Here is a 24,863-nt window from a genome sequence, read left to right on the forward strand (position 1 = left end):
TGGCCGATGCTGAAAATGCCCCTGTGGGAGCAGGCTTGCTCGCGATGCGGGCGATGCGGTTTACCTGCCAGAATGCGGTGCTGCCATCGCGGGCAAGCCCGCTCCCACAAGATCCAGGGACATCAGGTGTTGGGATATTCCCGATGCAACTCCCCCAACAACCGGTCCTTGTCTTCCCACAGCTGGTTGATCCAGCTCTGGAATGCCAGCCGGTATTCAGGGTCCTGGTCGTAGTTCTTGCCCAGAAACTCAGCCGGTATTTGCAGTTCTTCAAACACCACGACCACTTCCTTCACATTGCCGCACAGCAAGTCCCAATACCCCGGGCGACCGCCGGGATAGTGGATCGTCACGTTGACGATCGACTGCAATTGCTCACCCATGGCATCCAGCACAAAGGCGATGCCGCCGGCCTTGGGTTTGAGCAGGTAGCGGAACGGCGAGTTCTGCTGCGCGTGCTTGGCCTCGGTAAAGCGCGTGCCTTCGACGAAGTTGAAAATCCCCACCGACTGGTTCTTGAACTTGGCACAGGTTTTACGGGTAGTCGCAAGGTCTGCGCCTTTCTTCTCCGGGTGCTTGGCCAGGTACGCCTTGGAGTAGCGCTTCATGAACGGGAACCCCAGTGCCCACCACGCCAGGCCAATCACGGGCACCCAGATCAGCTCCTGCTTGAGGAAGAACTTCAGCGGGCGAATGCGTTTATTGAGCACGTATTGCAGCACCATGATGTCGACCCAGCTCTGGTGGTTGCTGGTGACCAGGTACGAGTGCTCATAGTCCAGCCCCTCAAGGCCCTTGATATGCCAGCGGGTCTTGCGCAGCAAATCCATCCAGCGATTGTTGTTGCCGACCCAGGCTTCGTGGATACGGCGCATCAACTCGTCTGTCACCCGTTGCGCCGCCGGGAACGGCAGGCACAGCTTGAAAATCGCGACGATAAACAGGGGCGTGCAACACAGGATGGTGTTGATCGCCAGCAGCAGTGAAGCAATGACGCCGCGTATCGGCGCAGGGAGGAAGTCCAGCATTTACACATCCATAGGTCGGTTGGCGGCTTGAATTGCCGTGAGGGCGATGGTGTAGACGATGTCGTCCACTTGCGCGCCGCGTGGCAGGTCGTTCACCGGTTTGCGCAGGCCTTGCAGCATCGGCCCGAGGCTGACGCAATCGGCACTGCGCTGCACGGCCTTGTGCGTCGTGTTGCCGGTGTTCAGGTCCGGGAACACGAAAACCGTGGCCCGGCCTGCCACCTGGCTGTTGGGCGCCAGTTGTCTGGCCACCGCTTCGTTGGCGGCGGCATCGTATTGCAGTGGACCGTCGATCAGCAGTGAATGCTGGGCTTCGTGGGCCAGCAAGGTGGCTTCGCGGACTTTTTCGACTTCCTCGCCAGTGGCGGACTCACCGCTGGAATAGCTGATCATGGCCACCCGCGGGGTGATGCCGAATGCGGCGGCGGAGTCGGCGCTTTGCAGGGCGATTTCCGCCAGCTCGGTGGCGCTCGGGTGCGGGTTCATCACGCAGTCGCCGTACACCAGTACCTGCTCGGGGAACAACATGAAGAACACCGACGACACCAGGGTGCAGCCCGGCGCCGTCTTGATCAGTTGCAGGGCAGGGCGGATGGTGTTGGCCGTGGAGTGGATCACGCCGGAAACCAGCCCGTCGACCTCGTCCAGTGCCAGCATCATGGTGCCGATCACCACCGGGTCTTCCAGTTGCTGCTCGGCCATCGGGGCGTTGAGGCTTTTGGTTTTGCGCAGGGCCACCATTGGTTCGACGTAGCGGGCTCGGATCAGATCCGGGTCGAGAATCTCCAGGCCTTCGGGCAGTTCGAAACCGTGGGCCTTGGCCACCGCCTGAACCTCTTCGGGCTTGGCCAGCAAGACGCAGCGGGCGATACCGCGAGCATGGCAAATAGCGGCGGCCTGTACGGTCAGGGGCTCGCTGCCTTCTGGCAACACGATACGTTTGTTGGCTTGCTGGGCGCGCTGGATCAGCTGGTAGCGGAACACCGCCGGGGTCAGGCGCATTTCCCGTGGCGTGCCACAGCGTTGATGCAGCCACTGGGCGTCGAGGTGGCTGGCAACAAAGTCGGTGATGATTTGCGCACGTTCGCGGTCATCAATCGGGATTTCCTTGTTCAGGCTATTGAGGCGGTTGGCAGTGTCGTACGAGCCGGTGCTTACCGAGAGCACCGGCAACCCCGCCTGCAAGGCCCCCCGGCAAAGCTCCATCAGGCGCGGGTCGGGCTGGGTGTCGCTGGTCAGCAGCAGGCCGGCCAGGGGCACGCCGTTCATGGCGGCCAGGCTGACAGCCAGGATAATGTCGTCGCGATCGCCCGGGGTCACCACCAGCACGCCCGGCTTGAGCAGTTGCAGGGTGTTGAGCACCGTGCGTGCGCACAGGATGATTTTCGACATGCGCCGGGTTTCATAATCCCCGGCATTGAGCACCTGGGCACCGAGCAACTCGGCCACATCGCGGGTGCGCGGGGCGTTGAGTTCAGGTTGATACGGAATGCAGCCCAGCAGCTTGAAATCACCACTGCGCAGCAGCGGCGAGTGTTCCTTGAGGCGTGCCGCAAAGGCCTCCATGGTCTCGTCGGTGCGAACCTTGTTGAGGATGACGCCGAGCACTTTCGGGTCTTTGGGGCCACCAAACAATTGGGCCTGCAACTCGACACGGCCGGAGAGCTCGGTCAGCACTTCGTTTTCCGGGGCCGAGACCAGTATCACTTCGGCGTCCAGGCTCTTGGCCAGGTGCAAGTTGACCCGCGCCGCGTAGCTGGCAGTACGGGTGGGCACCATGCCTTCGACGATCAGCACGTCCTTGCCGATGGCGGCCTGCTGATAAAGGCTGATGATTTCTTCGAGCAATTCATCCAGCTGGCCGTCGCCGAGCATGCGCTCGACATGCGCCAGCCCCAGCGGGGTAGGCGGCTTGAGGCCGTGGGTGCGGGCCATCAGCTCGGTGGAGCGCTCGGGGCCAAGGTCGCCCGGATGGGGCTGGGCAATGGGCTTGAAAAAGCCGACTTTCAAACCGGCGCGTTCCAGTGTGCGAACCAGGCCGAGGCTGATGGATGTCAGGCCCACACCAAAGTCAGTGGGGGCGATAAAGAAAGTTTGCATGCGAGCTTCCTGACGTGGCATTGCAAGGGCAACGCCCGATTAACGGGGCTGGTGCCTGAATCAATTGCCAAGATTAGCGCTATCCGCGTCTTGAGCACACCAGCCACAGGCAAAGGGCTGGCCTATTTTTTTCTGGCGCTGCAATGGATCAAGCACCCAGGGCCTCGATTGCCAGGGCGGCTGGTGACGCTGGTGCTGGGTGTGGCCGCAGGAAAGCACGACAACCCAGTGTTGCTCTTCATCCTGACGCCAGCCAATGATCGTTGAAGTTTTCAAAATTATCCGTTGGTCTTGGTTGTGTTCGCTTTCAGGCGATTGCTTGGTTAAACTTGCGCACTCATTATTTTTTTGCAAAAGGTCTCGCCCCATGACGATCGCCGCCAATAAGGCTGTCTCCATCGACTATACCCTGACCAATGACGCTGGTGAGGTCATCGACAGCTCCGCCGGCGGCGCGCCGCTGGTCTACCTGCAAGGCGCAGGTAACATCATTCCGGGTCTGGAAAAGGCTCTGGTTGGCAAGGCAGTTGGTGATGAGCTGGAAGTCAGCGTTGAACCTGAAGACGCTTATGGCGAGTACTCCGCCGAGCTGGTAAGCACTTTGAGCGCCAACATGTTCGAAGGCGTTGACCAACTGGAAGTTGGCATGCAGTTCCACGCTTCGGCGCCGGACGGCCAGATGCAAATCGTGACCATCCGTGATCTGGACGGCGACGACGTGACTGTAGACGGCAACCACCCATTGGCTGGTCAGCGTCTGAACTTCAAGGTCAAGGTTGTTGCTATCCGTGACGCGAGCGAAGAAGAAATCGCTCACGGCCACGTCCACGGTGAAGGCGGTCATCAGCACTGACAAGTGCTGCTAAGCTCACGTGTGAACTAGCTTAAAAAAGGCGCCTGCGGGCGCCTTTTTGCATCATTGATGATTATGGCAATCGGCATCTTGAGCGATTGCCTGAACATAGACCGGGAATTTTGGAGTCCGTCATGAGTGCTTTTCACGACCTGATCTTAGACACGCTGAACGGCCAGCCACTGCCCTTGGAAACTTTCAAGGGCAACGTGGTGCTGGTGGTCAACGTCGCCTCCAAATGTGGTTTGACGCCGCAATATGCGGCGCTGGAAAACCTCTATCAGCAGTACAAGGGCCAGGGCTTCAGCGTATTGGGTGTGCCCTGCAACCAGTTCGCCGGGCAAGAGCCGGGTACCGAGCAAGAGATTCAAGCGTTTTGCAGCCTCAACTACGGCGTCAGCTTCCCGCTGAGCAGCAAGCTGGACGTCAACGGTCCTGACCGTCATCAGCTCTATCGTTTGCTGGCAGGCGAGGGGGCTGAGTTCGAAGGGGACATCACCTGGAACTTCGAGAAGTTTCTGGTCGGTCAGGACGGTCGGGTGCTGGCGCGCTTCTCACCGCGAACCGCGCCTGACGATGCAACGGTAATCCTGGCGATTGAAAAGTCCCTGGGATCTGTTGACGTTTAGTTGTGACACGCGACCCGATGGGCCGATAGCCAAACGTCAACAGACCCTGGCTCAAGGTTTTTTCGATTCGATCTGCACCGGCCCCGGGGCTGCGCATGCGCAGCTCCGGCAAGCACGGTGCAACTGGTTTTCGAACTGCTCGATAACCCCCGGCCAGCTTTGGCGGCTGGCATGGCGTCGCGCATTAAGGCGCAGGGTGCGCAAGGTTTCGGGGTCTTCCAGCAACCAGCATGCGGCTTCGATCCAGGCGTATTCATCGCCCGGCATGGCCAGCACGCCGTTGTAGCCGTGGCGGATATGCTGGCCTGCAGCGGCCTCGTCATACGCCACCACGCCCAGGCCCGAGGCCTGGGCTTCGAGCACCACATTGCCGAAGGTCTCGCTCAGGCTCGGAAACAAAAACACGTCCCCACTGGCGTAGTGGTGCGCCAGCGCTTCCCCGGCCTGTTGCCCGCAAAAAATTGCCTCAGGCAACGAGGCTTCCAGAGCTGCGCGTTTTGACCCGTCGCCCACCACGATCAACTTGAAGCGGCGCCCCGGGTAACGGGCTTGCAGCGCATCAAGGCAGCGCTTGAGGGCACCGAGGTTTTTTTCCGGTGCCAGGCGCCCGACATGCAGCAGCGCAATATCGTTGTCTCTGAGACCCCAGCTGTGGCGCAACGCATTCTGGCGTTTTGCGGGGCTGAAAAGCTGGCTGTCGACACCCCGTTCGAGCAGTTCCAGGCGTTCAAAATGCCGGCGCGCAAGTTCCAGGCACTGGCTGGTGCTGGGGACCAGGGTCAATGCAGAACGGTTATGGAACCAGCGCAGATAGAGGGTCAGCGCGCGGGTGAACAGGCCCAGGCCGTATTGATGCAAATACTGCTGAAAATTGGTGTGAAAGCCCGTGACCACCGTAATGCCCAATCGCCGTGCGACACGTAATGCACACAGGCCCAGTGGCCCCTCCGTGGCGATATAGATCACGTCCGGAGTTTGTTGGCGCCAGCGTTTTGTCAGGCGGTGGGTGGATGTCAGGCCCCATTGCAGGCCGGGGTAGCCCGGTAATGGCCCGCCCCGGCAGAGCATCAGCTCGTCGTTGCTGCGCCGGCTGCCATCGTCGGCCTGGCGCGGGCGCACCAGCTCTACGTGGTGATTGCGTGCGCGCAAGCCATTACACAGTTGGCCAAGAGTATTGGCCACACCGTTGATTTCGGGCGGGAAGGTTTCGGTGATCAGGGCGATATGCAGGGCTGTGGTCATGGCCCCAGTGTGCGTGGGGGCCATGACGGCCATATGTCACGGTAATGATAGATTTGTGAAGACGTTAGCTGCGGCTGGCCGCTGCCAGCGCTTCGTCGCCGCGCTCACGCACCCAGAACAGGGTTGCCCCGGCCACGGCGGCCGGCATCATCAGCACGTTGACCACGGGGATCAGCAGCACCAGATAGACGATGCCGCCGAAGCTCATGCTCTGCCAGCGTTTCTCGCGCAACCAGGCAAGCATTTCGTTCCAGCCCAGCTTGTGGTTGTCGGCCGGGTAGTCGATGTACTGAATAGCCATCATCCAGACCCCGAACAACAGCCAAAGCGGTGCCGCGATCAGGTTGAGCACCGGAATGAACGAGAGGATCAGCAGCGCAATGGCACGAGGCAAGAAATAGCCCAGCTTGCGCAATTCCCGGGCCAGGGTGCGGGGCACCATGGCCGCCAGTTCGGCCCAGCTGAAGGGCGGAGAGTTATCGACCCCGCGCACTACGGCTTCGACTTTTTCCGCGAGAAAACCGTTAAACGGTGCAGCAATGATATTGGCCAGCATGGTGAAGGTGAAAAACACCATCAGTGCTACCAGCACCACGAACAGCGGCCACAACACGTAGTTGAGAAAGCTGAGCCAGCTGGGCAGCGATGGCATCAAGGCATCGACCCAGAGGCTGAACTGATGCCCGGCGAAATAAATCAACCCGACGAACAGCACCAGATTGGTCAGCAACGGCAGCAGCACGAACAGGCGCAGGCCGGGGCTGAGTACCAACTTTAGGCCTTCACGCAGATACTGCGGGCCAGAGAGAACGGGGGCGGGCATAGAGAGCTCCGAGCAGTGGGAAACCGGGCGACCTTAACGGCTTTATCTGTAGGACGAAAGCCTTGTCGCTGTATCGACAATAACTGTAACAAAGCCGTCTAAAATCGAATTCGACTACATAGAGACCTGCTATGAGCTGGATTGTTAATGCGTATTTCCTTACTCTCTGCGGCCTCTATAAGCTTCACCCATATTTTTCAGGATCTGCGAATTTCAGGCACTGCCTGAGCAGGTTTAAGGTTTCTTTTTATTCCAGCCGGTAAAGCGGCGTTCCGACCCGGTTTCAATGCGGGCGGCCATAGGAGTGAGTCATGTCTGAAGTACGTCATTCGCGTGTGATTATTCTGGGCTCCGGCCCTGCCGGTTACAGCGCTGCAGTCTATGCAGCCCGCGCCAACCTCAAACCACTGCTGATCACGGGCATGCAGGCTGGCGGTCAACTGACCACCACTACTGAAGTCGATAACTGGCCGGGTGATGTTCACGGCTTGACCGGCCCGGCGTTGATGGATCGCATGCGCGAACACGCCGAGCGTTTTGAGACTGAAATCATTTTCGACCACATCAATGAAGTGGATCTGAAAAACCGCCCGTTCACCCTCAAGGGCGACAGCGGTACTTTCACTTGCGATGCATTGATCATCGCCACCGGCGCCAGCGCCCGTTACCTGGGCCTGCCATCCGAAGAAGCGTTCATGGGCAAGGGCGTTTCGGCCTGTGCGACCTGTGACGGTTTCTTCTACCGCAACAAGCCTGTTGCCGTAGTGGGGGGGGGTAACACGGCCGTTGAAGAGGCCCTGTACCTGGCCAACATCGCCAGCAAAGTGACCCTGGTTCACCGTCGCGAAACATTCCGTGCCGAGAAGATCCTGATCGACAAGCTGCACGCCCGTGTAGCTGAAGGCAAGATCGAGCTCAAGCTGAACGCGACCCTGGACGAAGTCCTGGGCGACAACATGGGCGTGACCGGTGCCCGCCTGAAGAACAACGACGGCAGCTTTGACGAGCTGAAAGTTGACGGCGTGTTCATCGCCATCGGCCATACGCCGAACACTTCGTTGTTCGAAGGCCAGCTGGAGCTTAAAGACGGTTACATGGTTGTGCAGGGCGGCCGTGAAGGCAATGCCACAGCCACCAGCATCGAAGGCGTGTTTGCCGCGGGCGACGTGGCTGACCACGTTTACCGTCAGGCCATCACCTCGGCGGGCGCAGGCTGCATGGCTGCACTGGACGCGGAGCGTTACCTGGACGACCTGCAAAACGTATCGTTCTGATAACTCGCCCCAACAAAAAAACCGGCCTTGGCCGGTTTTTTTGTGTCTGCCCTGTGGGAGCGGGCTTGCCCGCGATGGAATCGCTGCGGTGTAACTGAAAAAAAGCGGCGCCTGCATCGCGAGCAAGCCCGCTCCCACCCCCTATGTGGCAGAGGCTGGCTTACGCCTTGCGCGTCAGCGGCTGTGCTTCGAACTTCACACCGGCCAGACCGTGGGCAATCAGCGCCCGGATGTTGCTGTGATCAGTGCCTTCGGGGGTGGCCAGTACCGAGCGGTAATGTTCGCCAAACGCCAGCAGCGCTTCTTGATCACTCAGACCTTCCAGCAGGGCCAGGCCCAGCGTCTTGCACGAACCTTCGTTTTGCCCGGCCGCGTTTTCTACGCCGCCGTTGTTGAACGCTTGCGGCTGGTAATGGTAGTGCGCTGCGATAAACGCCAGGGTGTCTGCAAAGGCGTGTTCGCCGCTGTTGAGGCTGGCGCGCAGGGTATTCAGATCAGTCATGCTTTTTTCCTTGGGCAAACGCCGCCGATTGTTCGGCGCTGGCTTCTTTCTGGTATTGGGATTTCCACTCTGCATACGGCATGCCGTACACCACTTCGCGGGCATCATCGAGGCTGAGGTCGATCTGACGCTCGTCAGCTGCGGCCTTGTACCACTTGGACAGGCAGTTGCGACAGAAACCCGAGAGGTTCATCAGGTCAATGTTCTGCACGTCCTTGCGACTGTCCAGATGTGCGACAAGGCGGCGAAAGGCGGCCGCCTCCAGTTCAAGCTGTTCTTGTGGCGTCATGGGGTCACCGGGGTCAAGAGGTTGCGGTCTGGCGGCTGGCCGCCAGCGTTATCGATACCGACTCGGCAAAACGCAACGCGTGCGGCTTGTCGACTTCAACTTCGGCATACAGCACGGCCGCGTTGGCCATCACCAGGTCCAGCAGTTCCTGGGTCAGGCGCTCCAGCAGGGCGAAGCGGTTTTCTTCGACGTGATGGATCACGGCCTTGGTGATGGTCCGGTAATTGAGCGCGTGGTCGATGTCGTTGTCACGCACCGCCTCCTGCGCCGCATAGAGGATGGTGAGGTTGATCAACACATCCTGCTTGTTGAGGATCTCATCTTCATTGATCCCGATATACGTGCGCAGGCACAGGTCCTTGACGCGAATACGGGCCATTCCTGGCTGAAGTTGTGGCATTACGGCTTGCTCCGTCCAATCAATTGCAGGAACTCCATGCGGGTGCTCGGTTCGCGAAATGCGCCCAGCATGACCGAGGTGTTCATGGTCGAATTCTGTTTTTCCACGCCGCGCATCATCATGCACATGTGTTTGGCTTCAATCACCACGGCCACGCCGGCGGCCTGGGTTACACCCTCAATGGCATCGGCGATTTCCCGGGTGAGGTTTTCCTGGATCTGCAGGCGCCGGGCAAACATGTCGACGATGCGGGCGATTTTCGACAGCCCCAGGACTTTGCCGGTGGGGATATAGGCCACATGGGCCTTGCCGATAAACGGCAACAGGTGATGCTCGCAGAGCGAATACAGCTCGATGTCGGCGACTATCACCATTTCGTCACTGTCGGAGGCGAACAGGGCGCCGTTGACGATGGTCTCCAGGCTCTGGTCGTAACCCTTGCACAGATACTGCATGGCTTTGGCCGCGCGCTTGGGGGTGTCGATCAAGCCTTCGCGGTCCGGGTCTTCACCCAGGCCAATAAGGATGTCGCGGTAATACCCGGGCAGTAATACGCTCATGAAAATACTTCCTCGCGGGACGGCTTATTTGAGATGCCGGCCGCCATTGACGGTCAGGGTAGTGCCAGTCACATGGGGGTTGTCCAGCAGGTAACGCAGGCTCTGGTAAATCACCTCGGCACCGGGTTCTATGCCCAGCACCGATTTGGCCAGCGCTTTGGTGCGGTACGCCGCATTGTCGTCAGGATTGAACAACAGCATGGCCGGGGCGATACCGTTGACCTTGATTCGTGGCGCCAGTTTAGCTGCGAATGACAGGGTCAGGCTTTCGAGCCCGGCTTTGGTGGCGCAATAGGCAATGTGCTTGCTACTGCCCTTGCGCGTCACGTCGTCACTGATATGTACGATATCCGCCGGGTTCGAACGCTTGAGCAACTCGCTGCAATGCAGGTTGATCAGGTATGGCGCAAGCATGTGCACGCTGAGCATCTGCATGAAGGCGCCGGTTTGTGTTTCTGGCGTTTCTGCCAGCCAGGCCGAGGCGTTGTGGACAATCGCCCGCAGGCTGTCGGTGTGCTTTTCAAGGCGCTGAATGAAATCGAGAATGCCGGCTTCGGTCGAGAAATCGGCAAACAACCCGGTAGCGCCCAGATCTCGCAGGGTTTGCACGCCGGGCTTTTCGCTGCGATAGGTGAAAATTACCGGGTAGCCGTCTGCCAGCAGTTGCTGCGCACAATGCAGGCCGATGCGTTGGCCGGCACCAGTGATCAGGATCGGAGCAGAAGAAGTGGGCATGACAGGCTCGGTGCAGGAAAGCCGGAAACAGTCGCGGCGCAATGGCAAAACTATACCAGCGTCCGCGACGTAACGCCCAAGCCCGAGTTTAGTTGCGCTGAGTCGCGATGGTGCTGCGCAAAGGTTTGTTTGGCGTGCTGTGCAGCCAGGCTGCCAGCCAGTGGGTCGACAACGGGATAAACAGGTAAACCATCAGGGGCGTCAGGGCCAGGGTGCTGACCAGAACCCGTGGTAACAGGCTCAACTCTGCCAGTAAGGGGGCGCACACAAAATTGAACAGCAACGACACGGGGAAGAAGGCCAGCCAGATGGCAACTGCTTGCTTCCAGCGTGGCGGCCGCTGCCCGGCGGCGCCAAACCAGCCGTCGATTCCTTTGACGCGGTGTTCCGAAGGATCGGCGAACAAGTCGCTGCCGCGCAGTAACCAGGCCTTGCGCGACACGGAGTGCTCCCAGGCGTGCAGCGTGGATTCGTCGGCAAAGCGGAAAATGATTTGAAACTCGTCGTCGCCCGGAGGCGGGGCCAGTACGCCGGAGCCCAGGTAGCCGGGAAAGTCCGTGGCTAACTGTTCGCCTTCATGCAGCCAGGCGATCAATTCCTGATAGCGGCCTTTGGCAACACGGCGCGCGACCATCAACGTGACAGGGGCGGTAGACATTGTGTATCTCCATGAGGCTAATGCTGCCCGGGTAGGGCAGACACAAAACACAGCGCCGGGGTGGTGGGCTGTGTGATGAAAAACAAGCAAATATCGTTCCTGAGTGCAGCGCCCCCGCTCCCGTAGCAGCCTTCGGCAGCTGCTGCGGGAGCGGGGGCGCTCATGGGAAATGGAGCGTAGAATGCGCCCATCTACTGCAACTTGTGCCCTCCCAATGCCCGTGATTACTGAAGCTGAGCCCATTACACAGGCTGATGATTGCCAAGGCCTCTACCCGATCCGGGAAGTGGCCCGGCTCACGGGTATCAACCCGGTGACCCTGCGCGCCTGGGAGCGGCGTTATGGCTTGATCGAACCAAAACGCACCGAAAGTGGGCATCGCCTGTACTCAGCGACCGATATTGAGGCGATTCGCCGGGTCATGGGCTGGCTTGAGCGTGGGGTTGCCGTCAGCAAAGTCGCGCAATTACTCGCGAACACCGTGCCTGCCGACAGCCCGCCGCCCGTTGCCAGTGAATATGGCGACTGGCAAACCCGAATCGGCAACGCCCTCACGGCATTCAACGAACCGGAGCTGGAGCGCCTGTATGGGCAGATTTTTTCCAGCTACCCGGCAGAAGTCGTATTTCAGGGGATTTTCCTGCCGCTGTGGCAGCAGTTGCTCAGAAATCAGGATGTTTTTGGTCGCACCAGCGAATGGTTGATGCTGGATGGATTTTTGCGCGGGCGGGTGCAGCATCGCCTGCAATTGCAGGCGGCGGGTGATCGGCAGTGTGTGATCGTGGTGGCGGTGCCCGAGTTGTGTCGCGAGCTGGAACTGCTGGTGGCGGGCTTGCTGTTGACCCGTAATGAGCGGGTGGTCAGGGTGCTGGCAATCGGTCAGCCATTGGATGAGCTGTCGCTGATTTGCCAGAAGCTTGAGCCCCAGGCGGTTGTGCTGTTTGCCAATCATGCGCTGGGTACGGCTCACCAGCGCAGGCTTATGCGGCTGGCGCAAACCTTGAGCTGCTCGGTGGCGTTGGCGGGGGAGGGGGCAAATCTGGCGCAAGAGGCGCTGGCCGAATCTTCCATTGCTTGCCTGGGCAGCGAGGCCCGGCTGATGAACCAGCGGCTGGACGCCGATCTCAAGGCAACCCTGGGCAACTGACCGGTCTCAGACGTGCAGGCTTGGATGTGCCAGGCGGTGTTGTTGCAGGATGTACTGGCGCAGCCGCTCGGTTTCGCCCTTGTCCCGCTGGTTCAGGCGGTAGGCGTACAACCCCAGCTCGGTCTTGCGCTCGAGGGTGCCGCGCAGGGCAATCCGCTCATATCCGTCGGGGCTGAACCACTGTGCAAACTGGCGGGGTGGCTGGCTGTCGCTCCGCATCTCGACCAGTACCCCCTTGAACGACATTTCGGTGACCCACAGGTGCCCGGCCTTGCCCCGGATGTTCTCCAGTGGCACCGGCTCGGTCAGCGTCAGGCGCCAGGGGCGGGCCTTTGGACCGTCTTCGAAGATGCTTGGAACCCCCAGTTGCAGATGCTGGGCGTGGAACTCGTCTTCCACCAGGCGCAGCGGAAAACTCATCTGCTGGTTGTCAAATTGCGCCAGGATCGTGACTTGCTCGTGGGCAGCCAGCCGTGTCAGCAAATCACGGATTTGCGACACCCCGTTGACCATCAGGCTGGACGACGCATCCCGCCTGTTCAACAGCGGGTTCTGGTGCATCGTTTGGATGAAATCCAGCTCGTCCTGAGTCAAAAGGGAATCGTGTGACATGGAGGGTGGGGCTCAAAAAAGGTCTGAAAAGTCGTGTTAATGAATTTCAGACCGCAGTTTTTACATTTTGTTTGATCCGCTCGTCGCCTTGAGCGCCTGCAGTTCGGCCTCTACCACGGCCAGCTGGGCTTCGAGCTGAGCGACCCGCTGCTCGGCTTTGACCTGTTGGGTGACATCCTTTTGCACACCAATGAAGTACGTCAGCTGGTCGCTTTCGTTGAACACCGGCGTGATCGACAGCTCATTCCAGAAGTGCGTGCCGTCCTTACGGTAGTTGCGCAGTACCTGGCGGGTTGGCTGACCGCTGGCAATGGCTTCGCGGATCAGCTGCAGGCCACGCTGGTCGCGGTCGCCGGCCTGCAAAAAACGGCAGTCCTGATACAGGATATCGTCGCGGCTGTAGCCGGTGAGGGCTTCAAAGGCGTTGTTCACATAAATCAGAATGTTGTCGTCGCCCTCTTGCTCGGCGACCACAATGCCGTCCTGGGACGCGTCCACCATGCGTTGTAACAAGCGAGCGTTGATCATAGTGTGGTTCTCCAGAAAGGCGTGCAGAGTGGCGCATGGTAAGGCATCGCTGCCAGACCTGTTAATATCCCGGCCTTTTAGTCAGTTACAGGATCAGATTGATGAAAGTCGCCATCCTTTCCGGCTCGGTGTACGGCACCGCTGAAGAAGTCGCCCGCAATGCCAAGCAACTGCTCACCGATGCCGGGTTTGAGGTTTTGCTCAATACCCGCGCAAGTCTGGCCGATATTCAGGCGTTTGGCCCTGAGGCTTTTCTGGCCGTGACTTCAACCACAGGCATGGGCGAGTTGCCGGACAATCTTGTGCCGCTCTACAGCGCCATTCGTGATCAGTTGCCTGCTGCCTGGCGGGGCTTGCCAGGTGCGGTGATCGCGCTGGGTGACGAAAGCTACGGCGACACCTTCTGTGGCGGTGGCGAGCAGATGCGCGAGCTGTTTGCAGAGCTGGGAGTGCGTGAAGTGCTGCCGATGCTGCGTCTGGATTCCAGCGTCACGGTGACCCCGGAAGAAGATTCCGAGCCATGGGTTGCAGACTTGATCAAAGCCCTGAACCAGTAACCGGGCGTTCACGCAGCAGCTCCAGCCAGGCTTGAGCTGCCCGTGACAGATACGCGCCGTCGCGCCAGATAAACGCAATATCCCAGCGCAGGTAGTCCGGGGCAACAAGCTTTAAGCGAACCACGCCGGGGCGCTCCAGTGCGCGGGCAACTACGCTGGGCAGCAACACCACGCCCTGGCCTGCGGCCACCAGCGCCACCAAAAAATCTGCCTGGCCACTGCGCCCCCCTTCCTTGGGAGTAAAGCCTGCTTGCTGGCAGGCCTTGAGCACGCGCTCGTTAAGCACAAAGCTGCGCTGATAGAGCAAAAAGGGCGTGTCGGCCAATTGTTCAAGGCGCACGCTGGGCCCTTCTGCCAGTGGGTGATCCGCCGGGATCAGCACGTCCAGGGGCTCGTCACAAAAAGGCTGATAAGCGAATGCGGGGTTTTTCGGGGTCAGGCTGCCGCCCAGCTCCAGCTCGCCGCTCAATACCGCCTTCTCAATATTCAGGCTGCCTTCTTCCAGCAACTGCACTTGAATGTTCGGGTAGCGCCGACGGTATTCGGCAAAGAGCCCGGCGAACAGCGTATTGCTGCCCAACAGCGGCAGGCCCACACGCAGCTCGCCCCGCGCCATATGGCTCAAGTCGTCGAGCTCACTCAACAATTCCTGATGCAACCGCAGCATGCCTTCGGCCCGCTGCAACACCACATTGCCCGCAGCCGTCAGCCTGACTTGTGAACCCAGTCGATCGAACAGCGGCGTGCCAAGGCTGTGCTCAAGCTGCGCAACCTGTTTGCTCACCGCTGACTGGCTGATATGCAGACCTTGGGCCGCCTGGGTAAAGCCGCCCAGGCGTGCGACTTCAACAAAGGTGCGCAGGTGTTTGAATTCCATTTTCGTGATTCCATTTTGGAATGGCTATAAGTCTGACAATTCGTTTTCGGGATGGCAACAGGCTCTTTAAACTGAAGGCCTGTCTGGAATGGAAACATCATGAAACGCTTCGATGTAAAACACGTGGGTCGGCTGATCTGTGAACTGGCCGTATTGCTGGCGCTCTACTTTTCAGGCTGCCAACTGGCAGCCTGGGGGCACTTGCCGATACCGGGCGGTGTAGTGGGGATGGCGCTGTTGCTGCTGGCGTTTGCCCTGGGCTGGGTCAAGCCTGCGACCCTGCAACTGGGCGCTGGCGTGTTGATGGCTGAAATGCTGTTGTTCTTTATTCCCGCCCTGATGAGCCTCCTCGACTACGGCGTGATCGTGCGCGATGACGGCTGGCGCATCCTGCTGGTGATTGGCGTGAGTACTTTGCTGGTGATGGTCGTAACGGCATTTACCGTGGAAGCGGTGTGCCGCTGGAGGTTGCGCCATGAAGTTTGAGCTGATGCCCATGTTCTGGCTGTTGTTCACTCTGGCGACCTACGGCTTTAGCCGATGGTTATACCGGCGCACCGGGCGCTACCTGCTGTCGCCGCTGATCCTGGTGCCCGCCTTGCTACTTGCCGTGGCGGTGCCCCTGCACACCGCGTATGCCGAGTATTCAAGCAACACCCATTGGCTGATGCTGGTGCTGGGCCCGGTCACAGTGGCTTTCGCCGTGCCGATCTGGCAGCAACGCAAGTTGCTGGCCCGGCACTGGGTGGCGTTGTTACTGGGGATGCTGGCGGGCAGCGCGGTGTCTATCGGCAGTTCATTCTGGCTGGCCAGGGCGCTGTCGCTCGACACCTCACTGACCATGTCCCTGGTGCCGCGCTCCATCACCACGCCGTTTGCCATGCCGCTGGCCCAGGATCTGGGCGGCGTACCGGAGCTGACGGCCGTGTTCGTGATGTTTACCGGTGTGTTTGGTGCGTTGCTGGGCGGCATCTTGCTCAAGTGGCTGCCGCTGCGCAGCAGCCTGGCACGGGGCGCGTTGTTCGGCATCGGCGCTCACGGTGCGGGTGTCAGCCGCGCCCGGGAAGTGGGCAGCGAAGAAGGTTCGGTCGCGGGGCTGGTCATGGTCCTGACCGGCATCCTCAACCTGTTCGCTGCGCCGTTGCTGGCAATGGTGTTTTAGAAGGCATAAAAAAGGCCGCTGTAAAACAGCGGCCAAGGAAGACGTTCATCAAGGAGCTACAAATCAACGTCAGGGTAAATCGGGTGGCAGAGTCGATGCGACTCGATGCGGGCAAGTGCTGGAAAGTTCGACAAGAATAAGAGCTTGGCGGCAGCGGAGTAAGGCCGCTTTGCGACAATCTCTGTTACAGCTTTGGCAACAGTTGCCTGGCCGGAAAATGACGGTGGTTCAAGGGCTTGGGTGCTTGCCCGCGACGCGATAACTATGTGTTTCACCGCTTGTGCATGGCCCGTATTGAATGCGCCTTCACATGAATGCGCCCGACAGTTTCAGTCACGGCATCGCGCCGCACTGATCGGGGGCACCAACAGGAGGTACATCATGAGCCATATGGATAAACGCACACTCGATGCTGGCGACTTCACCCTTAAACCGAGCCCGGAAGTGGTCGAGCGGGTGCGTTCATTTCTGAATCAGCAGTTGCAACCTTTTGGGGTGGACTGCGAAAACATCTACATCAACACGGTCAACAACATCGTTGATGAGAGCCTGACCTTTAGCCAGGACCTGCTGGGCCTGGGCATGGATACGCTGGAGTGGGGCACCGTGCAGTCGCACAACGATTGGGAGAGCGGGGTTTTCTCCAAAGCCAATACGCTCCAGGACATGCACCGCATGCTGCAACTCCCCATCGAGCGCGTTGAGGCAATGATGCGAGAGTTGCTCGATGAGGCCAAATACAAGTGGATGGTTTGATACCGCCGATTATCAGTCCGGCTGGTAACCCATCCGCCAGCTGATGGCCTGGCTCGCAGCCAGCAATCGTTTGGCTGCGGGCCCGTTTTCATCGGCATGGAACAGTGACGTCGGGCCAACCACGGTCAGTACACCCGCCACCTTGGCGGTCGCATCAAATACCGGGGCCGATAACGCATCGACACCGGGCATCAGCAAACCGTGCACAAAGTGCAAGCCGCGTTCGCGGATCTGTTCACAGAGCCGGGTGTAGGCCTCAGGGGTTTGCAGCGGATGAACCAGGTCGGTTTTCAACTCCTGTTCGCGCAATTCGGCGGTTTCGCGGTCAGGCAAAAAGGCGTTGAACACCAGGCCCGTGGATGAACTCAACAGCGGTAGAACCGAACCCAGCTGGGTCACCACGGTGATAGCACGCACCGCCGGCTCTATATGCACCACGGTTGCGCCCTGATTGCCCCATACGGCCAAAAAGCAGGTTTCGTTCAAGTCATCACGCAGCTCGGCCAGGGGCATGGCGGCGACTTTGAGCACATCCATGTTGTTGAGCGCGGCCAATCCCACCCGCAACGCCTCGCGCCCCAGACCGTAATGGTTGGTGGCGACATTCTGCTCGGCAAAGCCACTGGCAATCAGTGCCTGCAAGTAGCGATGCACCTTGCTGGCTGGCATTTGCACGTGCTCGGCCAGGCGCGAGAGTGAGGTCGAGGGTGACAGCTGGGCCAGGGCCTTGAGGATGTCGGTACCGACCTCGGCTGAACGGACTTTTTGCTTGCCGGCACTCTCGTTGCTGCTGCGGGGCTTTTCCATGGCGATGCTTGGATCTCGGGACGAATGGGCGTCTTTATAGCTTGACGCTGAATACCAATCAAATTACGTTATGCGTAATTGGATTACGATAAAAATAACGCAGCGACGCGCCAACTGTTTCATCGCAGCGCGCAGTCAACTGTCTTCTCCACTCTGGAGGCTCCATGAACCTCGACGCGTCTTCGCCAGCCCTGGGCTATCAATCCGGGTTTGGCAACGAATTCAGCAGCGAAGCACTGCCCGGCGCCCTGCCGGTTGGTCAGAATTCCCCACAGAAAGCCCCTTACGGCCTGTACGCCGAATTGTTCTCCGGCACTGCGTTCACCATGGTGCGCAGCGAAGCGCGGCGCACCTGGATGTACCGCATCCAGCCGTCGGCCAACCACCCGGCGTTCGTCAAACTTGAGCGCCAACTGGCCGGTGGCCCGCTGGGCCCGGTGACGCCTAACCGCTTGCGCTGGAACCCGCTGCCGATTCCGGCCGAGGCCACCGATTTTATCGATGGCCTGGTGGGCATGGTGGCCAATAGCGGGGCGGAAAAACCCTCGGGCATCAGCATTTACCACTACTGCGCCAACACCTCGATGCAACGGGTGTTCTTCAATGCCGACGGCGAATTGCTGCTGGTGCCGGAGCAGGGGCGCTTGCGCATCTGCACGGAGCTGGGGCGACTGGACCTGGAGCCTCTGGAGATCGCGGTGATCCCCCGTGGCCTCAAGTTTCGCGTTGAGTTGCTCGACCCGCAGGCCCGCGGCTATGTCGCCGAGAACCATGGCGCGCCGCTGCGCCTGCCCGATCTGGGGCCGATCGGCAGCAACGGCCTGGCCAACCCGCGTGATTTTCTGACCCCGGTCGCCCATTACGAAGACACCCGGCAAGGCACGCCGCTGGTGCAAAAGTTTCTCGGCGAACTGTGGGGCTGCGAGCTGGATCATTCGCCGCTGAACGTGGTCGCCTGGCACGGTAATAACGTGCCGTACAAATACGACCTGCGTCGTTTCAACACCATCGGCACCGTCAGTTTCGATCATCCCGATCCGTCCATCTTTACCGTACTGACCTCGCCAACCAGCGTACCGGGCCTGGCCAACCTCGACTTTGTGATCTTCCCGCCGCGCTGGATGGTGGCTGAGAACACCTTCAGGCCACCGTGGTTCCATCGCAACCTGATGAATGAATTCATGGGCCTGATCCAGGGCAGCTACGACGCCAAGGCCGAAGGTTTCTTGCCCGGTGGTGCGTCGCTGCACAGTTGCATGAGCGCCCACGGGCCGGATGGCGAAACCTGTACCAAAGCGATTGCGGCCGAACTGCAACCGAGCAAAATCGACAACACCATGGCCTTCATGTTCGAGACCAGCCAGGTGTTGCGCCCCAGCCGGTTCGCCCTTGAGTGCCCGCAACTGCAATCGAACTACGACGCTTGCTGGGCCTCGCTGCCCGTGACCTTCACCCCGAATCGGAGATAACCCATGACCCAGTCCACTTTCACCCGCAGCTGGATCGACTCCGCCAACGGTCACCGCGACTTTCCGCTGCAAAACCTGCCGATGGGTATCTTCAGCATTGACGGCTCGGCCCCGCGCAGCGGGGTTGCCATTGGCGATGCCATTTTCGATCTGGAAGCCGGGTTGGCGGCCGGCCTGTTTGAAGGGCAGGCCAAGGCAGCTGTCGAGGCTTCGTTAGGCGGTGCACTCAACACCTACTTTGCGCTGGGCCGCAGTGCCCGTGTGGCCTTGCGCGAGCGCTTGCTTGAACTGCTGGGCGAAGGCAGCACCCTGCGCGGAAAAATCGAAGCGCAAGGTGCAAAGCTGCTGCCACTGGCGGCACACTGCCAACTGCACCTGCCCGCCAAAATCGGTGACTACACCGACTTTTATGTGGGCATCGAGCACGCGAAAAACGTCGGCAAACTGTTCCGCCCCGATAACCCGTTGCTGCCTAACTACAAGTACGTGCCGATTGGCTACCACGGCCGCGCCTCGACCATTCGAGCCTCCGGCGCCCAGGTGCTGCGACCTAAAGGCCAGACCTTGCCGGCCGGTCAGACCGAGCCGAGCTTTGGTCCGTGTGCACGCCTGGATTACGAACTGGAGCTGGGGATCTGGATTGGTCAGGGCAATGACATGGGCGATGCAATCCCGGTCAGCGAAGCAGGCGAGCACATCGCCGGTTTCTGCCTGCTCAACGACTGGTCTGCCCGTGACATCCAGGCCTGGGAATATCAGCCGCTGGGGCCGTTTCTGTCCAAAAGCTTCATCACCAGCATCTCGCCGTGGGTAGTCACCGCCGAAGCGCTGGAGCCGTTCCGTCGCGCACAGCCGGCCCGCCCTGAAGGTGATCCGCAGCCGCTGGCGTATCTGCTCGACACCAGGGATCAGGCCAATGGCGCGCTGGATATCGAACTTGAAGTGTTGTTGCTGACCGAGGCGATGCGCGAGCAGAACCTGCCAGCCCATAGACTGGGACTGAGCAACAGCCTGAACATGTACTGGACCGCAGCGCAGTTGGTGGCCCACCACAGCGTTAACGGGTGCCAGTTGCAGTCAGGCGACCTGTTTGGCTCCGGCACCCTGTCGGGGCCGGACCGCTCGCAGCTGGGCAGCCTGCTGGAAATTACCGAGGGCGGCAAACATCCGATCGAGCTGGCGTCGGGCGAAGTGCGCAAGTTCCTGGAAGATGGCGACGAAATCATCCTGCGTGCCCGTTGTACCCGTGAAGGCCATGCCTCCATTGGTTTCGGCGAGTGCCGGGGCAAGGTCATCGCCGCACGCTAAAAGGAGCGGGTCATGGAACTCTTCACCTACTACCGCTCGACGTCGTCCTACCGGGTGCGGATCGCGCTGGCACTCAAAGGCCTGGATTATCAGGCGGTGCCTGTCAATCTGATCGCTGCGCAGGGCGGTGAACATCGTCAGGCGGCGTATCTGGCGGTCAACCCGCAAGGCCGGGTGCCGGCCTTGCGCACCGATGAGGGCAGCGTACTGACCCAGTCGCCGGCGATCATCGAGTATCTCGAAGAGCGATATCCGCAGCCGGCGCTGCTCTCCCGGGACCTCACTACCCGTGCTCACGAGCGGGCGGTGGCCGCTTTGGTCGCCTGCGATATTCACCCGCTGCACAACGTCAGCGTGCTCAACCAGCTGCGCCAGCTGGGGCAGGGCGAGGATCAGGTCGAGCAGTGGATCAGTCACTGGATCACCCAAGGGCTGACAGCCATCGAGCAGTTGATAGGCGAGAGTGGCTACTGCTTTGGGCCTGAGCCCGGGTTGGCGGATGTATATGTGATCCCGCAACTGTATGCCGCGCAGCGGTTCAAGGTATCGCTGGCGCCGTACCCGCGTATTGCCCGGGTGGCGGCACTGGCTGAACAGCACCCGGCATTTATCCAGGCGCACCCGGCCAATCAATCCGATACTCCGGCCTGACAGCCTTCCGGGCCTCTTTGTGGGAACGGGCAAACCCGTTCCCACAGGGGTTATGACTTAAACCGTCAAAACGGCAAAGGCTTATTCCTGCGCACTTCAACGATTTTTCTGGCTCCGCCTATACTGGCGAGTACCCGTAATCATTCGAGGGCCTGACGATGTTTGCTCTCATGCAAAGCGCTCAGCTTGAGTCGCTGCACCTAAGTGTGGACCCCGTTACAGGCCTCAAAGCCGTGATTGCGATTCATAACACTCGCCTGGGGCCAGCGCTGGGGGGATGCCGCTATCTGGCGTATCCCAACGACGAAAGTGCGGTGAATGATGCCATCCGTCTGGCCCAGGACATGAGCTATAAAGCGGCGTTGGCCGGGCTGGCGGTGGGGGGCGGGCAAGCAGTGGTCGTGCGTGCGGCCCATGTCGACAGCCGTGCCGCGCTGTTTGAAGCGTTTGGCCGCTGCGTTAATCAGCTGGACGGGCGCTATATCACCGCGATCGACAGCGGTACTTCTACTGCCGACATGGACTGCATCGCCCAGCATACCCAGCATGTCACCAGCACCACCGCTGCCGGCGATCCTTCGCCGCATACGGCCATGGGGGTGTTTGCCGGTATTCGCAGCACCGCCTCGTCGCGTTTGGGCAGTGACAACCTTGAAGGTTTGCGGGTGGCGGTGCAGGGGTTGGGCAAGGTCGGTTACGCGCTGGCCGAGCAACTGCATGCCGCGGGTGCCGAGTTGCTGGTGTGCGATACCGATCCCGGCAAGGTACGCCTGGCCATGGATCAGTTGGGTGCGCACCCCATCGCCTGTGAGGCTTTGCTCAGCACCCCGTGCGACATCCTGGCGCCGTGCGGGCTGGGCGGAGTTTTGAACTGGCACAGCGTGGCGCAACTGCGCTGCTCGGCTGTGGCCGGATGTGCGAACAATCAGCTGACCAATCTGCAAGTGGCCGACCAGCTCGAACGGCGAGGCATTTTGTATGCGCCCGATTACGTCATCAATTCCGGAGGGCTTATCTACATGGCCCTGACCCATGAAGGGGCTGCGCCCGAGGCCATCAATGATCAGTTGTTGCGCATCAGCCAGCGTCTGACCGGCATCTACGCCCACGCCCAGGCCGAAAAGCGCTCACCGGCCCGGGTCTCGGATGAACTGGCGCAGCAGTTGTTGTACCCCAAGGAATAAGTCGGGGCCCTGTCAGTCATTGATTTTGCTGCAACTGGCACTGTTCCTCGGCATGGCTGAAGCGTCTTTCAAATTCGACCAGCCCGGCATAGACCTGTTGCAACGCCTCGATCTGGCGGGTCACCGCCTGTTTTTTGCTGGCGATGGCGCTGCTCACCACCTCCCATGGCAGCGCCCGACCCCGGTGCTCATCAAGGATCGCCTGCATTTCCTTGAGCTTGAACCCCAGTTGCTGCGCACATTTGATAAACATAAGCAGTTCCACGCTTTGCTCGCAGTAGACGCGATAGGCGCCACGGCGTTGTGCCGGGGGTAACAGGCCGATTTCTTCGTAGTGGCGAATGCTTTTGACGGTGGTGCCTGATAGCCGGGCGGCTTTGCCTATGTACATAAAAGTCCTTTTTTATGGCTGCCCGCTGATTTGGCGCTTACCGGGTGGCGAGCGTGCGGGCTTGCTGGAGCCAAATATCTCGTTGTTTGCCCGTGGAATCCAGGATCGGGCCAAATGTCAGGGTTGCGAGGGGTTTTATGCCACAAAACGCCAGTGTGGTTTTGCGCATTTGATGCAGCCCCGGCATGCGGTAAATCCATTTGTAGTACCAGGGCGGTGTGTCCATGGTCACCAGCAGGTGTGCGCTGCGACCTTTGAGAAGCTTGTCGGGGAAGGCCTTGCCCTTGCGATATTGAAAGGCAAAACCGGGCAGCAGGATGCGGTCCAGAAACCCTTTGAGCAGCGCCGGGATCCCGCCCCACCAAATTGGATAGACCCACACCATATGCTCGGCCCAGGTGATATCGGCCTGGGCGTCGAGCAGGTCTGGCTCCAGGGCCTGGATTTGTTTGTAGCCTTCACGCAGTACCGGGTCGAAGTGCAAGGCACCCAAGCGCACTACGCGTACATCATGGCCGGCCGCGACGGCTGCCTCGATATAGCTGTCTGCCAGTGCGCTACAGAAACTGTCAGTGCAGGGGTGACCCAGAATCACCAGTACTCGCTTGCTCATCATGACACCAACCTGAAAGGGGGCCTTTGAGGGTAGGGTCTGCCCCGTAGGGGAGAGTCAAGCGAGGGACGGGGCGATTACTCGCTGTCGACCAGCAACTCGGACAGGGCGTCCGGCTGGCTCTTGAAGGCCTTGGCAAACACATCGCGGTTTTTCGCCATGTAGATACCGGCTTCTTCGACTTGCTGTTCGCTCAGTGACGGCACAGCCTTTTGCAACACTTCAGCCAGCAATTCGGCCAGCTCCAGCATTTTGTCATGACGGTCAGCTTCGGCTTTATCCATGAACAAACGCTCCAGATCTCGGCTGCTGCGGTATACCACTTCGACGGCCATTTACCACCTCATATGCCTTCACGTAAATTATCTAGCGATTACTGTATTTATATACAGCGAAAAGGATAAGCCAATCACCAGGATTTGAATAGCGGCTTTTTTACTCTAGCTGCAAATGGAGCGCTATTGAGGTGCGAGCGGGGCATGCGAGGTGTCTAATAGCCGCTGGCCACCTTCTCACCAGAAGAGACTGGCCTTTTTTCTGCATGTAAAAAGCGTCATGTGTATCGCGGATGATCCGTTCGAGTCGATTCAAGGAGCTGCATCGTGAGAGTTAACAAAGCTGAAAAGCTACGTCGCCAGGTTCATGAACTGGCCGAGTCGATGGGCAATCTGTTCGTTGAGACCTTCCACTACATGGCGTTGTTCGCCATTGGTGCGGTCACTGCCTGGGCGGCGGTGATGGAATTTCTGGGGATGGTGGAGAAGGGCAACATCACCATTGATGACATTTTGCTGCTGTTCATCTACCTCGAACTGGGCGCCATGGTCGGGATTTACTTCAAGACCAACCATATGCCGGTACGGTTCCTGATTTACGTGGCGATCACGGCGCTGACCCGCTTGCTGATTTCCAACGTGTCACATCACAACCCGCCGGACATGGGCGTTGTGTACCTGACCGGGGCGATTCTGTTGCTGGCGTTTGCGATCCTGGTGGTGCGCTATGCATCCTCGCAGTTCCCGTCGGTGAAGATCGAGAACCCGCATCGCAAGACCGGTGCCGGCTCCGGTGAACACCCTGAGGTGGAGAAGGGCGAGCTGTAACCGCAACGACATGAAAAAGGGCGGGCTTACCGAAGTAAGTCCGCCCTTTTTTGTGCGTCCTGAACGCTGAATCAGCTATTGAGTTCGAGTTCTTTTTCTTTCTCCAAAAACTCTTCTTCCAGCAGGGCGTCAGCACTCTGCTTTGGCTCTTTCTCCTCAAACCCTTCCGGGGCGAGGGTCACTGTACGTTTGCCACGCAGCTTGCCGAACAAGTGTTCCAGAGCGTGCTCCAGTTTTTCAGCGGCACCCTCCACGGCTTGTGTCAGCGAATCAGCGTCGTGGGACACGAGAATCGGCTGGTGTCCTTTAGGTCGAGCCTCCATTTTGCAGCGTTTGTCTTTAGGACCAGACTTGCCACCATTTTCATCGCTGAGATGAACTTCGACCCGGGTCAAAAATTCCAAATGGCGTTCGAGCGTTACTTCAACAGTAGCGGTAACCCAGTCTTGGGTGCGTTTGTCACTGTCGATGTGTTTATCGGAAAAGACGTGAGTAAGCATAGTTCTTCCCTTATATAAGCGTGCTCGTGTGAGGTCTGACGGCCTCGAGTACCCAAAGGTTCATCGTCATCGCTCAGTTACAGTGTTTGGGCCGATGACGAAATA

Annotated in this window: 32 protein-coding genes; 13 read left to right on the plus strand and 19 right to left on the minus strand. The window is 59.5% G+C overall.

The genetic code is table 11. The features are described from left to right. Positions 1–122: 122 nt before the first annotated feature. The 3 genes from ACZRMS_RS13245 to ACZRMS_RS13255 are packed head-to-tail and all read right to left on the minus strand — an operon-like array spanning position 123 to position 3,527. Positions 123–1,028, minus strand: coding sequence for an acyltransferase (locus ACZRMS_RS13245; protein WP_463995610.1), 906 nt, complete (start codon positions 1,026–1,028; stop codon positions 123–125). Continuing rightward, a complete protein-coding gene (pta, locus tag ACZRMS_RS13250) occupies positions 1,029–3,128 on the minus strand; it encodes a phosphate acetyltransferase (RefSeq protein ID WP_463995611.1) in 2,100 nt (699 codons plus the stop codon). Between the two features lie 60 nt (positions 3,129–3,188). Beyond that, positions 3,189–3,527: a DUF3565 domain-containing protein gene (locus ACZRMS_RS13255; RefSeq protein WP_463995612.1), complete on the minus strand. Its 339-nt coding sequence runs from the start codon at positions 3,525–3,527 to the stop codon at positions 3,189–3,191. On the opposite strand from ACZRMS_RS13255, the gene ACZRMS_RS13260 reads away from it, so the two are divergent. Together ACZRMS_RS13260 and ACZRMS_RS13265 are read left to right on the plus strand one after the other, a co-directional pair. Further along, positions 3,496–3,981 (plus strand): FKBP-type peptidyl-prolyl cis-trans isomerase, encoded by a 486-nt coding sequence (locus ACZRMS_RS13260; protein ID WP_048360060.1) that lies wholly within the window; start codon positions 3,496–3,498, stop codon positions 3,979–3,981. The genes ACZRMS_RS13255 and ACZRMS_RS13260 overlap by 32 nt on opposite strands. A gap of 134 nt (positions 3,982–4,115) precedes the next feature. Beyond that, on the plus strand, positions 4,116–4,610 hold the full coding sequence (locus ACZRMS_RS13265) for a glutathione peroxidase (protein ID WP_463995613.1): 495 nt from the start codon (positions 4,116–4,118) through the stop codon (positions 4,608–4,610). A gap of 51 nt (positions 4,611–4,661) precedes the next feature. On the opposite strand, the gene ACZRMS_RS13270 is transcribed toward ACZRMS_RS13265, so the two are convergent. After that, the gene (locus ACZRMS_RS13270) at positions 4,662–5,852 is read right to left on the minus strand and encodes a glycosyltransferase family 4 protein (protein ID WP_463995614.1); all 1,191 of its coding nucleotides are present in this window, start codon (positions 5,850–5,852) and stop codon (positions 4,662–4,664) included. A 64-nt stretch (positions 5,853–5,916) separates the two neighbouring features. Then, positions 5,917–6,675, minus strand: a complete 759-nt coding sequence (gene cysZ / locus ACZRMS_RS13275) for a sulfate transporter CysZ (protein ID WP_463995615.1) — start codon at positions 6,673–6,675, stop codon at positions 5,917–5,919. A 311-nt stretch (positions 6,676–6,986) separates the two neighbouring features. Here cysZ and trxB point away from each other — a divergent pair, with 311 nt between their 5' ends. Beyond that, the gene (gene trxB / locus ACZRMS_RS13280; protein ID WP_463995616.1) at positions 6,987–7,949 is read left to right on the plus strand and encodes a thioredoxin-disulfide reductase; all 963 of its coding nucleotides are present in this window, start codon (positions 6,987–6,989) and stop codon (positions 7,947–7,949) included. Between the two features lie 160 nt (positions 7,950–8,109). On the opposite strand, the gene ACZRMS_RS13285 is transcribed toward trxB, so the two are convergent. The 6 genes from ACZRMS_RS13285 to ACZRMS_RS13310 form a co-directional block, all read right to left on the minus strand. Next, the gene (locus tag ACZRMS_RS13285) at positions 8,110–8,451 is read right to left on the minus strand and encodes a HopJ type III effector protein (protein WP_463995617.1); all 342 of its coding nucleotides are present in this window, start codon (positions 8,449–8,451) and stop codon (positions 8,110–8,112) included. After that, a complete protein-coding gene (locus tag ACZRMS_RS13290; RefSeq protein ID WP_048360055.1) occupies positions 8,444–8,740 on the minus strand; it encodes a DUF1244 domain-containing protein in 297 nt (98 codons plus the stop codon). The genes ACZRMS_RS13285 and ACZRMS_RS13290 overlap by 8 nt, the downstream gene beginning before the upstream one ends. A 13-nt stretch (positions 8,741–8,753) precedes the next feature. Then, on the minus strand, positions 8,754–9,140 hold the full coding sequence (folX, locus tag ACZRMS_RS13295; RefSeq protein WP_463995618.1) for a dihydroneopterin triphosphate 2'-epimerase: 387 nt from the start codon (positions 9,138–9,140) through the stop codon (positions 8,754–8,756). Next, positions 9,140–9,700 (minus strand): GTP cyclohydrolase I FolE, encoded by a 561-nt coding sequence (gene folE, locus ACZRMS_RS13300; protein ID WP_463995619.1) that lies wholly within the window; start codon positions 9,698–9,700, stop codon positions 9,140–9,142. The genes folX and folE overlap by 1 nt, the downstream gene beginning before the upstream one ends. 24 nt (positions 9,701–9,724) lie before the next feature. Beyond that, positions 9,725–10,435: a dihydromonapterin reductase gene (gene folM / locus ACZRMS_RS13305; RefSeq protein ID WP_463995620.1), complete on the minus strand. Its 711-nt coding sequence runs from the start codon at positions 10,433–10,435 to the stop codon at positions 9,725–9,727. An 88-nt stretch (positions 10,436–10,523) separates the two neighbouring features. Continuing rightward, positions 10,524–11,093: an antibiotic biosynthesis monooxygenase gene (locus ACZRMS_RS13310; protein WP_463995621.1), complete on the minus strand. Its 570-nt coding sequence runs from the start codon at positions 11,091–11,093 to the stop codon at positions 10,524–10,526. A gap of 214 nt (positions 11,094–11,307) precedes the next feature. On the opposite strand from ACZRMS_RS13310, the gene ACZRMS_RS13315 reads away from it, so the two are divergent. Further along, positions 11,308–12,240 carry a MerR family transcriptional regulator gene (locus tag ACZRMS_RS13315; protein ID WP_463995622.1) on the plus strand — a complete coding sequence of 311 codons (933 nt, stop codon included), beginning with the start codon at positions 11,308–11,310 and terminating at the stop codon, positions 12,238–12,240. A 6-nt stretch (positions 12,241–12,246) separates the two neighbouring features. Here the strand turns inward: ACZRMS_RS13315 and ACZRMS_RS13320 are convergent, their stop codons facing one another. After that, positions 12,247–12,852: a hypothetical protein gene (locus ACZRMS_RS13320; protein ID WP_463995623.1), complete on the minus strand. Its 606-nt coding sequence runs from the start codon at positions 12,850–12,852 to the stop codon at positions 12,247–12,249. A 60-nt stretch (positions 12,853–12,912) separates the two neighbouring features. Then, a complete protein-coding gene (locus ACZRMS_RS13325; RefSeq protein ID WP_463995624.1) occupies positions 12,913–13,380 on the minus strand; it encodes a PAS domain-containing protein in 468 nt (155 codons plus the stop codon). A 101-nt stretch (positions 13,381–13,481) separates the two neighbouring features. Here ACZRMS_RS13325 and ACZRMS_RS13330 point away from each other — a divergent pair, with 101 nt between their 5' ends. Next, on the plus strand, positions 13,482–13,937 hold the full coding sequence (locus ACZRMS_RS13330; RefSeq protein WP_463995625.1) for a flavodoxin: 456 nt from the start codon (positions 13,482–13,484) through the stop codon (positions 13,935–13,937). Here the strand turns inward: ACZRMS_RS13330 and ACZRMS_RS13335 are convergent. Further along, positions 13,918–14,814: a LysR family transcriptional regulator gene (locus ACZRMS_RS13335; protein ID WP_463995626.1), complete on the minus strand. Its 897-nt coding sequence runs from the start codon at positions 14,812–14,814 to the stop codon at positions 13,918–13,920. The two genes, ACZRMS_RS13330 and ACZRMS_RS13335, sit on opposite strands and share 20 nt — an antisense overlap. Positions 14,815–14,913: 99 nt before the next feature. Here ACZRMS_RS13335 and ACZRMS_RS13340 point away from each other — a divergent pair, with 99 nt between their 5' ends. The 3 genes from ACZRMS_RS13340 to ACZRMS_RS13350 all read left to right on the plus strand — a co-directional run bounded on the left by ACZRMS_RS13340 (position 14,914) and on the right by ACZRMS_RS13350 (position 16,732). Beyond that, positions 14,914–15,300, plus strand: coding sequence for a CidA/LrgA family protein (locus ACZRMS_RS13340; protein WP_463995627.1), 387 nt, complete (start codon positions 14,914–14,916; stop codon positions 15,298–15,300). Further along, complete coding sequence (locus tag ACZRMS_RS13345; protein ID WP_463995628.1) at positions 15,290–15,976, plus strand: LrgB family protein; 687 nt, start codon at positions 15,290–15,292, stop codon at positions 15,974–15,976. Before ACZRMS_RS13340 ends, ACZRMS_RS13345 begins: the two co-directional genes overlap by 11 nt. 381 nt (positions 15,977–16,357) lie before the next feature. Further along, a complete protein-coding gene (locus ACZRMS_RS13350) occupies positions 16,358–16,732 on the plus strand; it encodes a hypothetical protein (protein ID WP_463995629.1) in 375 nt (124 codons plus the stop codon). Positions 16,733–16,744: 12 nt separating this feature from the next. Here ACZRMS_RS13350 and ACZRMS_RS13355 read toward each other — a convergent pair whose 3' ends face one another. Then, entirely contained in the window at positions 16,745–17,539 is a 795-nt protein-coding gene (locus ACZRMS_RS13355; RefSeq protein ID WP_463995630.1) for an IclR family transcriptional regulator, read from the minus strand. Positions 17,540–17,703: 164 nt separating this feature from the next. Here ACZRMS_RS13355 and hmgA point away from each other — a divergent pair, with 164 nt between their 5' ends. The 4 genes from hmgA to ACZRMS_RS13375 all read left to right on the plus strand — a co-directional run bounded on the left by hmgA (position 17,704) and on the right by ACZRMS_RS13375 (position 22,151). Beyond that, positions 17,704–19,008, plus strand: a complete 1,305-nt coding sequence (gene hmgA, locus ACZRMS_RS13360) for a homogentisate 1,2-dioxygenase (protein ID WP_463995631.1) — start codon at positions 17,704–17,706, stop codon at positions 19,006–19,008. A gap of 3 nt (positions 19,009–19,011) precedes the next feature. Beyond that, entirely contained in the window at positions 19,012–20,316 is a 1,305-nt protein-coding gene (fahA, locus tag ACZRMS_RS13365; RefSeq protein WP_463995632.1) for a fumarylacetoacetase, read from the plus strand. A gap of 12 nt (positions 20,317–20,328) precedes the next feature. After that, on the plus strand, positions 20,329–20,967 hold the full coding sequence (maiA, locus tag ACZRMS_RS13370; RefSeq protein WP_463995633.1) for a maleylacetoacetate isomerase: 639 nt from the start codon (positions 20,329–20,331) through the stop codon (positions 20,965–20,967). Positions 20,968–21,125: 158 nt separating this feature from the next. Next, positions 21,126–22,151, plus strand: a complete 1,026-nt coding sequence (locus ACZRMS_RS13375) for a Leu/Phe/Val dehydrogenase (protein ID WP_463995634.1) — start codon at positions 21,126–21,128, stop codon at positions 22,149–22,151. Positions 22,152–22,167: 16 nt separating this feature from the next. Here ACZRMS_RS13375 and ACZRMS_RS13380 read toward each other — a convergent pair whose 3' ends face one another. The 3 genes from ACZRMS_RS13380 to ACZRMS_RS13390 form a co-directional block, all read right to left on the minus strand. Then, positions 22,168–22,542, minus strand: coding sequence for a MerR family transcriptional regulator (locus ACZRMS_RS13380; protein ID WP_463995635.1), 375 nt, complete (start codon positions 22,540–22,542; stop codon positions 22,168–22,170). A gap of 37 nt (positions 22,543–22,579) precedes the next feature. Further along, positions 22,580–23,155: an NAD(P)H-dependent oxidoreductase gene (locus ACZRMS_RS13385; protein ID WP_463995688.1), complete on the minus strand. Its 576-nt coding sequence runs from the start codon at positions 23,153–23,155 to the stop codon at positions 22,580–22,582. Between the two features lie 77 nt (positions 23,156–23,232). Next, positions 23,233–23,490 carry a YebG family protein gene (locus ACZRMS_RS13390; protein ID WP_019410845.1) on the minus strand — a complete coding sequence of 86 codons (258 nt, stop codon included), beginning with the start codon at positions 23,488–23,490 and terminating at the stop codon, positions 23,233–23,235. Positions 23,491–23,757: 267 nt separating this feature from the next. Here ACZRMS_RS13390 and ACZRMS_RS13395 point away from each other — a divergent pair, with 267 nt between their 5' ends. Next, positions 23,758–24,258, plus strand: a complete 501-nt coding sequence (locus ACZRMS_RS13395) for a phosphate-starvation-inducible protein PsiE (RefSeq protein ID WP_048360035.1) — start codon at positions 23,758–23,760, stop codon at positions 24,256–24,258. Between the two features lie 71 nt (positions 24,259–24,329). On the opposite strand, the gene ACZRMS_RS13400 is transcribed toward ACZRMS_RS13395, so the two are convergent. Then, a complete protein-coding gene (locus ACZRMS_RS13400; RefSeq protein ID WP_463995636.1) occupies positions 24,330–24,758 on the minus strand; it encodes an HPF/RaiA family ribosome-associated protein in 429 nt (142 codons plus the stop codon). Between the last annotated feature and the right edge of the window lie 105 nt (positions 24,759–24,863).

The organism is Pseudomonas sp. B424 (assembly GCF_055408345.1).

What these genes read in the sequence shown, in the direction of transcription:
- ACZRMS_RS13245 (WP_463995610.1), bottom strand. Translation starts at nt 1,028, where the DNA reads ATGCTGGACTTCCTCCCTGCGCCGATACGCGGCGTCATTGCTTCACTG.
- pta (WP_463995611.1), bottom strand. Translation starts at nt 3,128, where the DNA reads ATGCAAACTTTCTTTATCGCCCCCACTGACTTTGGTGTGGGCCTGACA.
- ACZRMS_RS13260 (WP_048360060.1), top strand. Translation starts at nt 3,496, where the DNA reads ATGACGATCGCCGCCAATAAGGCTGTCTCCATCGACTATACCCTGACC.
- ACZRMS_RS13255 (WP_463995612.1), bottom strand. Translation starts at nt 3,527, where the DNA reads ATGGAGACAGCCTTATTGGCGGCGATCGTCATGGGGCGAGACCTTTTG.
- ACZRMS_RS13265 (WP_463995613.1), top strand. Translation starts at nt 4,116, where the DNA reads ATGAGTGCTTTTCACGACCTGATCTTAGACACGCTGAACGGCCAGCCA.
- ACZRMS_RS13270 (WP_463995614.1), bottom strand. Translation starts at nt 5,852, where the DNA reads ATGACCACAGCCCTGCATATCGCCCTGATCACCGAAACCTTCCCGCCC.
- cysZ (WP_463995615.1), bottom strand. Translation starts at nt 6,675, where the DNA reads ATGCCCGCCCCCGTTCTCTCTGGCCCGCAGTATCTGCGTGAAGGCCTA.
- trxB (WP_463995616.1), top strand. Translation starts at nt 6,987, where the DNA reads ATGTCTGAAGTACGTCATTCGCGTGTGATTATTCTGGGCTCCGGCCCT.
- ACZRMS_RS13285 (WP_463995617.1), bottom strand. Translation starts at nt 8,451, where the DNA reads ATGACTGATCTGAATACCCTGCGCGCCAGCCTCAACAGCGGCGAACAC.
- ACZRMS_RS13290 (WP_048360055.1), bottom strand. Translation starts at nt 8,740, where the DNA reads ATGACGCCACAAGAACAGCTTGAACTGGAGGCGGCCGCCTTTCGCCGC.
- folX (WP_463995618.1), bottom strand. Translation starts at nt 9,140, where the DNA reads ATGCCACAACTTCAGCCAGGAATGGCCCGTATTCGCGTCAAGGACCTG.
- folE (WP_463995619.1), bottom strand. Translation starts at nt 9,700, where the DNA reads ATGAGCGTATTACTGCCCGGGTATTACCGCGACATCCTTATTGGCCTG.
- folM (WP_463995620.1), bottom strand. Translation starts at nt 10,435, where the DNA reads ATGCCCACTTCTTCTGCTCCGATCCTGATCACTGGTGCCGGCCAACGC.
- ACZRMS_RS13310 (WP_463995621.1), bottom strand. Translation starts at nt 11,093, where the DNA reads ATGTCTACCGCCCCTGTCACGTTGATGGTCGCGCGCCGTGTTGCCAAA.
- ACZRMS_RS13315 (WP_463995622.1), top strand. Translation starts at nt 11,308, where the DNA reads ATGCCCGTGATTACTGAAGCTGAGCCCATTACACAGGCTGATGATTGC.
- ACZRMS_RS13320 (WP_463995623.1), bottom strand. Translation starts at nt 12,852, where the DNA reads ATGTCACACGATTCCCTTTTGACTCAGGACGAGCTGGATTTCATCCAA.
- ACZRMS_RS13325 (WP_463995624.1), bottom strand. Translation starts at nt 13,380, where the DNA reads ATGATCAACGCTCGCTTGTTACAACGCATGGTGGACGCGTCCCAGGAC.
- ACZRMS_RS13330 (WP_463995625.1), top strand. Translation starts at nt 13,482, where the DNA reads ATGAAAGTCGCCATCCTTTCCGGCTCGGTGTACGGCACCGCTGAAGAA.
- ACZRMS_RS13335 (WP_463995626.1), bottom strand. Translation starts at nt 14,814, where the DNA reads ATGGAATTCAAACACCTGCGCACCTTTGTTGAAGTCGCACGCCTGGGC.
- ACZRMS_RS13340 (WP_463995627.1), top strand. Translation starts at nt 14,914, where the DNA reads ATGAAACGCTTCGATGTAAAACACGTGGGTCGGCTGATCTGTGAACTG.
- ACZRMS_RS13345 (WP_463995628.1), top strand. Translation starts at nt 15,290, where the DNA reads ATGAAGTTTGAGCTGATGCCCATGTTCTGGCTGTTGTTCACTCTGGCG.
- ACZRMS_RS13350 (WP_463995629.1), top strand. Translation starts at nt 16,358, where the DNA reads ATGAGCCATATGGATAAACGCACACTCGATGCTGGCGACTTCACCCTT.
- ACZRMS_RS13355 (WP_463995630.1), bottom strand. Translation starts at nt 17,539, where the DNA reads ATGGAAAAGCCCCGCAGCAGCAACGAGAGTGCCGGCAAGCAAAAAGTC.
- hmgA (WP_463995631.1), top strand. Translation starts at nt 17,704, where the DNA reads ATGAACCTCGACGCGTCTTCGCCAGCCCTGGGCTATCAATCCGGGTTT.
- fahA (WP_463995632.1), top strand. Translation starts at nt 19,012, where the DNA reads ATGACCCAGTCCACTTTCACCCGCAGCTGGATCGACTCCGCCAACGGT.
- maiA (WP_463995633.1), top strand. Translation starts at nt 20,329, where the DNA reads ATGGAACTCTTCACCTACTACCGCTCGACGTCGTCCTACCGGGTGCGG.
- ACZRMS_RS13375 (WP_463995634.1), top strand. Translation starts at nt 21,126, where the DNA reads ATGTTTGCTCTCATGCAAAGCGCTCAGCTTGAGTCGCTGCACCTAAGT.
- ACZRMS_RS13380 (WP_463995635.1), bottom strand. Translation starts at nt 22,542, where the DNA reads ATGTACATAGGCAAAGCCGCCCGGCTATCAGGCACCACCGTCAAAAGC.
- ACZRMS_RS13385 (WP_463995688.1), bottom strand. Translation starts at nt 23,155, where the DNA reads ATGAGCAAGCGAGTACTGGTGATTCTGGGTCACCCCTGCACTGACAGT.
- ACZRMS_RS13390 (WP_019410845.1), bottom strand. Translation starts at nt 23,490, where the DNA reads ATGGCCGTCGAAGTGGTATACCGCAGCAGCCGAGATCTGGAGCGTTTG.
- ACZRMS_RS13400 (WP_463995636.1), bottom strand. Translation starts at nt 24,758, where the DNA reads ATGCTTACTCACGTCTTTTCCGATAAACACATCGACAGTGACAAACGC.